Origin of the sequence: Bordetella tumbae (assembly GCF_965139195.1) — a bacterium.
Lineage (GTDB): Bacteria > Pseudomonadota > Gammaproteobacteria > Burkholderiales > Burkholderiaceae_B > Bordetella_A > Bordetella_A tumbae.
On sequence record NZ_CBCSJH010000052.1, the window covers coordinates 16,961 to 23,380 of the forward strand.

Genomic DNA, 6,420 nt, shown 5'->3' on the forward strand with positions numbered 1-6,420 from the left:
GGCCCGTCAGGGCCCGGGCATGATGATCATTGGGTCGCGATCATTCCGAGGGCGGCACGAAGCCCTGGGCTTCGACGCTGCCGTCTTCGAACAAAAAGCGTTCCATTTGCTGTTGCAGGTATTTGCGGGCGCGAGCGTCCGCGAGGTTCAGGCGGTTTTCGTTGACCAGACGCGTCTGGACCTGTTTCCACTCTTCCCAAGCCTCCTTGGAAATGCTTTGCCAGATGCGCGTGCCCATTTCACCGGGGTACGGCGGAAAATCGAGCCCTTCGGCTTCGCGTTTCAGTTTTACACAGTTGACGATACGGGACATGGTTTGCTGCCGGTTTGAATGAGATCCGTCATTTTACCGGGCTTGGCATTGGCGTGGGCGCAAGGGGCACAGCAGCGCGCCCGCTGGGCTTGCCGAACCGGGCGGCTCATATGAGCCGCCCGTGCAGCAGGACCGGTTCAGGGCTGGAGCAGCCCGTCAGCTAATCACAATTTTTTGATGAAAATCAGGCTGTTACGCGAACGGTTGTAATTGTTCTGCTTGCCACGGGGCAAATCTGCGATGCCGCCCTGGACAAAGCCGCGCTTGATAAACCAGTGCGAGGTGCGAGTGGTGAGCACGAACAGCCGCCGCGCGCCCATGGCCCGGGCACGCGACTCCATGTGCCGCAGCAGGATTTCGCCTTCGCCGGTGCCTTGCCATTCCGGATGCACGATGAGGCAGGCCATTTCTGCCATGTGCTCCTCGGGGTAGGGGTGCAGCGCCGCGCAGCCATAGATGACGCCGTCGTGCTCCAGTACCGTGAAGTGTTCCACCTCGCGTTCGATGACACTGCGCGGACGCGGCACCAGCGTGCCATCGGCCTCCAGGGGCTCGATCAGGCTCAAAATCGCGCCGACGTCGTCCAGTGTCGCGGGACGCAGGTCATCCAGCGTATCCTCGACCACCATGGTGCCCACGCCATCGTGGGTAAAGATTTCCAGCAGAACGCTGCCGTCCAGGGCGTAGGGCACCAGGTGTGCGCGGGCTACACCGCGTTTGACTGACAGCGAGGCGTGCCGCAGATAAAACGCGGTGTCTTCGTCCAGATCGCCTTGCTGCAACAGGGCATCGGCGTCGACGCGTGCGAGCTCGGTGTCCACCGATCCATCCGGTGACAGCACTCCTGGCGAACTGGAGAGAAAAATCAGTTTTTCGGCACGCAGGGCAACCGCGACACTGGTGGCGAGGTCCTCCATGGCCAGATTGAAGGCATCGCCAGTGGGCGAGAAGCCCAGGGGCGACAGCAGGACAATCGAGCCTCGTTCAATGGCGAACTTCAGCGCATCGACATCGATTTTGCGGACTTGCCCGGTGTGCTGGTAGTCCACCCCGTCGACCACGCCCGTGGGGCGGGCCGTGACGAAATTGCCCGAAATCACCCGGATATGCGAATGCGACATGGGCGTGTTGGGCAAGCCCTGGCTGAAGGCGGCTTCGATATCCAGGCGAATCTCGCCCGCTGCTTCTTTGGCGCATTCCAGCGCTGCGGGGTCGGTGGGCGCCATACCACGATCGAACTGCTGGGTGAATCCTTTCAGGCGCAGTTGCTCGTTCACCTGGGGGCGTGATCCGTGCACCAGGATCATGCGTACGCCCAGCGCGGACAACAGCGACAAGTCTTGTACCAGCGCATTGAGCGCTCCCGCCTGGACGAGTTCGCCGCCAAAGGCGATCACAAAGGTCTTGCCTCGGAATGCATGCACATACGGCGCCACGTCTCGGAACCATCGGACAAACTGGGCAGCGGCGAATTCGGGGGCTTCTTGGGCAGAGACGGTTTCTGGTTCCTGATCGGACATGATGGGCGGATGAGCTTCCTGAGGACGTAGGCACGCTCAAGGGCGTGGCCGGTGCCGCGTAGGGCGGCGCTGCACGAAATTATATGACCGTGACAGGGACAGGCCCTAAATCAATCGAATCAAAAAGGGTATCTATGCAACAGTTCTGCACCAGAGGGGCCTGATGGGGCGGCATTGAGCCCGGCTTCGTTCCATGGCGGCGGGACAACGGGCGCTCTCAGCGCAGGCATGACAAGTTTTTATAATGGCGGCTTAAAGGATAAATCGCACATGTCAGAAGTTTCCCCTCCGCCCGCGCGCGGCAAGACGCCAGGCAAGCGTGAGCAAGGTCCGCGCGATGTGCCTGCGTCAGGCAAGCGTGAGCAAGGCCAGCGACGCGATGCGCCCTCGCCAGGCGCGCCTGAACAGGCCCCGCCACGCGATGCGCCCACTTCGGGCAAGCGTCAGCATGGCCGGCGCGATGCACCGCGTTCGTCTGCGGCGGACAAGGCGCCGCCGCCCGAGCGGCCCATTCCCGTCATCACCTATCCCGAGGACTTGCCGGTCAGCGCGCGGCGAGAGGAGATCGCGCGTGCCATCGCCAGCCATCAGGTGGTGATCGTCAGCGGCGAAACCGGGTCGGGCAAGACGACGCAGTTACCCAAGATCTGCCTGGAATTGGGCCGTGGCCGCCAGCGCATGATCGGCCATACTCAGCCGCGCCGGCTGGCCGCCACGTCGGTCGCCAAACGCATCGCCGAGGAACTGAACAGCGCTCTAGGTGAAATTGTTGGTTACCAGGTGCGCTTCAATGATCGCACCGGCCCGAATGCTTCGGTGAAGCTGATGACGGACGGCATCTTGCTGGCCGAGTCGCAGCGTGATCCGTTGCTGCGCCGTTATGACACGCTGATCATCGATGAGGCGCACGAACGCAGCCTGAATATCGATTTTCTGCTGGGCTATCTGAAACAGCTGCTGCCGCGGCGTCCCGACCTGAAGGTCATTATTACTTCGGCGACGATTGATGCCGAACGTTTTGCGCGCCATTTTGCGTCTGAGATCGGCGGCACCTCGGGCGATTCGGTAGCAAGCAAGCGCGGACCGGATAGCGAAGGCCAGAAAGCTGGGGAAGATCGCTCGGGTCGCCCAGGACAGGGAAATAGTGCAGATGAGCGGAGCCGCGCAGGCAAGGGCGACAGGGGAGTATCCACCGATCATCCAGGACTGCGCCTTGCCCCCGTGATAGAAGTGTCGGGCCGGTTGTACCCAGTCGAGGTGCGCTATCGGCCGGTCCGCGATGAAACGGATGAGGGCGAGGATTCGCCCGGCAACAAGTCGAATCGCGAACGCTTGGCTGGTGACGAAGAACGCGATCTGATCGACGCAATTGTGGATGCGGTGGACGAATGCGCGCGCCATGGTCCTGGCGATGTGTTGGTATTCCTGCCTGGCGAGCGTGAGATTCGCGAGTCGGCAGAGGCGCTGCGCAAACATCATCCTGCAGGCACCGAAGTGCTGCCTTTGTATGCGCGCTTGTCACAGGCCGAGCAAGAGCAGATTTTCCATCCGCGCACCAACGCGCGCCGCATTGTGCTGGCGACCAACGTGGCCGAGACCTCGTTGACGGTGCCGGGCATTCGCTTTGTGATCGATAGCGGGCTGGCGCGTATCAAGCGCTATTCGTGGCGCAACAAGGTCGAGCAACTGCGTATTGAGCCGATCAGCCGCGCCTCGGCCAATCAGCGTGCCGGGCGCTGCGGGCGTATCGGACCGGGCGTGTGTATTCGTCTCTATGACGAACTGGACTTCAATGGCCGCGCGGCGTTCACCGATCCAGAGGTGCTGCGTTCTTCGCTGGCTTCCGTGATTCTGCGGATGAAGTCGCTCAGGCTCGACGAGATCGAACAGTTTCCGTTTGTCGAGGCGCCACCGGGGCGTGCCATCGCCGATGGTTATCATCTGCTGCAGGAGTTGGGCGCGATCGAGTCGGCGTCGGCTTCGGATGATGAGGAGGCGAACGAAGCCTCGCGCACGGGCTCGTCATATGTGTTGACCCACACGGGTCACGAGTTGGCCAAGCTGCCCGTCGATCCTCGCATTGGCCGCATGATTCTGGCGGCACGCGAGCAACAGTGCTTGGCGGAAATGCTGATCATCGCCTCGGCGCTGTCTGTGCAGGACCCGCGTGATCGTCCCATGGCAGAACGCGAGGCGGCGGAGGCCGCGCACGCCAAGTTCGCCGACGACAAATCCGAGTTCATGTCGTTTTTGAAGCTCTGGCGTTGGTATGGCGAACAAGTGCAGCACAAGGCTTCGCAACGCAAACTCGTAGCGTTGCTGCGCCAGAATTTCCTGTCGCCCATCCGTTTGCGTGAATGGCACGATGTGCATACGCAGCTGTCGGCGCTGGTGGGCGAGCAGGGGTGGCGAGTCAACCAGACCGAGGCGACGTATGAGCAGCTGCATCTTGCGTTGTTGTCGGGGTTGCTGGGCAATATCGGTTTCAAGAGCGACGAGGGCGGCTATTACCGCGGTGCGCGCGATATTCGCTTTCATATACACCCGGGTTCGCGTCAGGCGAAAAAAGGCGGCCGTTGGATCGTGGCCGCCGAGTTGGTCGAGACCACGCGGTTATATGCCCGCTGCGTGGCGCGTATTGAGCCTGTGTGGCTCGAGCGCGTGGCCTCGCATCTGCTGCGCCGCAATTGGTCCGATCCGCGCTGGGAAAAGAAGGCGGGGCAGGTGGTCGCCAATGAGCGTGCGACATTGTATGGCCTGATCGTCTACGCTGGCCGGCGCATTCAGTATGGCCGCGTCAATCCGCAGCATGCGCGTGAATTATTTATCCGTCAGGCCCTGGTGCCGGGCGAGATCGATACGCGCCTGCCATTCGTTGCGCACAATCGCAAACTGATTGCTGGCATTGAAAAGCTCGAACACCAGGCGCGTCGTCCCGATATTCTGGTTGACGATGAGTTGATCTACGCGTTCTACGACCGCCAATTACCTGAGGGGATTTCGCAGACGGCGAGCCTGGAAAAATGGGTGCACGGCCTGGATAAAGCGGCCGCTGCTGCGTTGATGCTCACGCGTGACGAGCTCATGCGGCACGAGGCGGCGGGCGTGACGACTGACGTGTTTCCGAAACAGGTGGAGTGGCAGGGCGTGGTCATGCCGCTGGACTACCATTTCGAGCCGGGTTCGCCGCGTGATGGGGTGACGTTGTCTGTGCCTTTGTTTGCGTTGAATCAGATCGATCCTGCTCGCTGTGAATGGCTGGTGCCGGGCATGCTGAAAGAAAAGGCACATCTGTTGCTGAAGTCGCTGCCGCAAAAGCTGCGGCGTCATTGTGTGCCTTTGCCTGATTACGCGGCCGGTTTCTATGATCGCTGGTACGACCGTATGGCGGATCCGCAACGGGGCTTGGTGGATGCTTTGATCGCTGATATGTGGGATCAGGTCCAGGTTCGTCCGGCTACCGGCGATTTCAAGTTGGAGACCTTGCCTGCCCACTTGTTCATGAATTTCAAAGTGGTTGACGAGCACGGACGTATGCTCGCGGCCGGACGCAATCTGGCGCAACTGAAGGCCGAGTTCGGCAAACAGGCACAAGCGACGTTCCAGCAGTTGGCGGTGCGCGATGCGGGGGTTGCCCAGGCATTGGCGCATGAGAACCTGACCTCGTGGTCTTTTGGCGCGTTGCCGGAGATCATGGAGATCAAGCGCAAGGGGCAGTCCGTCATTGGCTATCCGGCGCTGGTGGATCGTGGCACGCACTGCGATCTGGATGTGTTCGATGATCCTGACGAGGCCAGGCGCCATCATCGCTCGGGGTTGTTGCGGTTGTTCCGGATCGGGTTGCGTGACCAGGTGAAGTTTCTGGAAAAGAATTTGCCTGATCTCACCAAGATGAGCATGCTGTATATGAACTTGGGCACGCAAGAGGATCTGCGTGATCAGATCATTGATTGTGCGTTGGCGCAGGCTTGTTTGACGGATCCGTGGCCTGCCGACGAGCAGGCGTTTGAGGCGCGGCGGCAGGATGGCAAGGGGCGGCTGGGGTTGTTGGCCCAGGAGGTCGCTCGGCTGTCGCATGCGATTCTGACTGAGTATGCAGCGTTGCAGCGCAAGCTGCCTCAGGCTAAACCGCATGCGGCGGCTTATGCGGATCTGCAGCAGCAGATCGGGGCGCTGGTGCCGAAGTGGTTCATCCGCGATACGGCGTATGCGCATCTGGCGCATTTTGCGCGCTATCTGAAGGCTGCGGTGGCGCGTATCGATAAGCTGCGGGCTGATCCGGCCCGGGATGCGCGGTTGATGTCTGATATGGCGCCTTTGCTCACGCAGTATCAACGTGCGAGGGCTGCGTTGAAGGGGGCTTCGGATCCCGGGTTGGATGAGTTTCGGTGGTTGCTGGAGGAGTTGCGGGTGGCGTTGTTTGCGCAGGAATTGCGGACGCCTATGCCGGTTTCGGTGAAGCGGTTGGTGAAGGCTTGGGAGTCGTTGCGGAGGTAGCGTCGGGTGGGGTTCTTGAACCGCCGGGGGCTGGCGTGTAAAGGGTACGCCGACCCGTTCGGCCGGTCTGGACGCNNGCGCGTCCAGACT

The 6,420-nt window shown here is 61.3% G+C and carries 3 protein-coding genes; 1 reads left to right on the forward strand and 2 read right to left on the reverse strand.

The window, feature by feature from the left end; all coding sequences use genetic code 11:
- Window positions 1–40: 40 nt before the first annotated feature.
- Both ACNA0J_RS27665 and argA read right to left on the reverse strand, forming a co-directional pair.
- Entirely contained in the window at window positions 41–313 is a 273-nt protein-coding gene (locus ACNA0J_RS27665) for an oxidative damage protection protein (protein WP_415822147.1), read from the reverse strand.
- Window positions 314–477: 164 nt separating this feature from the next.
- Window positions 478–1,833, reverse strand: coding sequence for an amino-acid N-acetyltransferase (gene argA / locus ACNA0J_RS27670; protein WP_415822148.1), 1,356 nt, complete (start codon window positions 1,831–1,833; stop codon window positions 478–480).
- 270 nt (window positions 1,834–2,103) lie between these two features.
- Between argA and hrpA the strand changes: the two genes are divergently transcribed.
- Window positions 2,104–6,330, forward strand: coding sequence for an ATP-dependent RNA helicase HrpA (hrpA, locus tag ACNA0J_RS27675; RefSeq protein WP_415822149.1), 4,227 nt, complete (start codon window positions 2,104–2,106; stop codon window positions 6,328–6,330).
- Window positions 6,331–6,420: the final 90 nt, after the last annotated feature.

Bases quoted from the DNA above. Each gene is read 5' to 3' on its own strand.
- ACNA0J_RS27665 (WP_415822147.1), bottom strand. From the start codon at position 313: ATGTCCCGTATCGTCAACTGTGTAAAACTGAAACGCGAAGCCGAAGGG.
- argA (WP_415822148.1), bottom strand. From the start codon at position 1,833: ATGTCCGATCAGGAACCAGAAACCGTCTCTGCCCAAGAAGCCCCCGAA.
- hrpA (WP_415822149.1), top strand. From the start codon at position 2,104: ATGTCAGAAGTTTCCCCTCCGCCCGCGCGCGGCAAGACGCCAGGCAAG.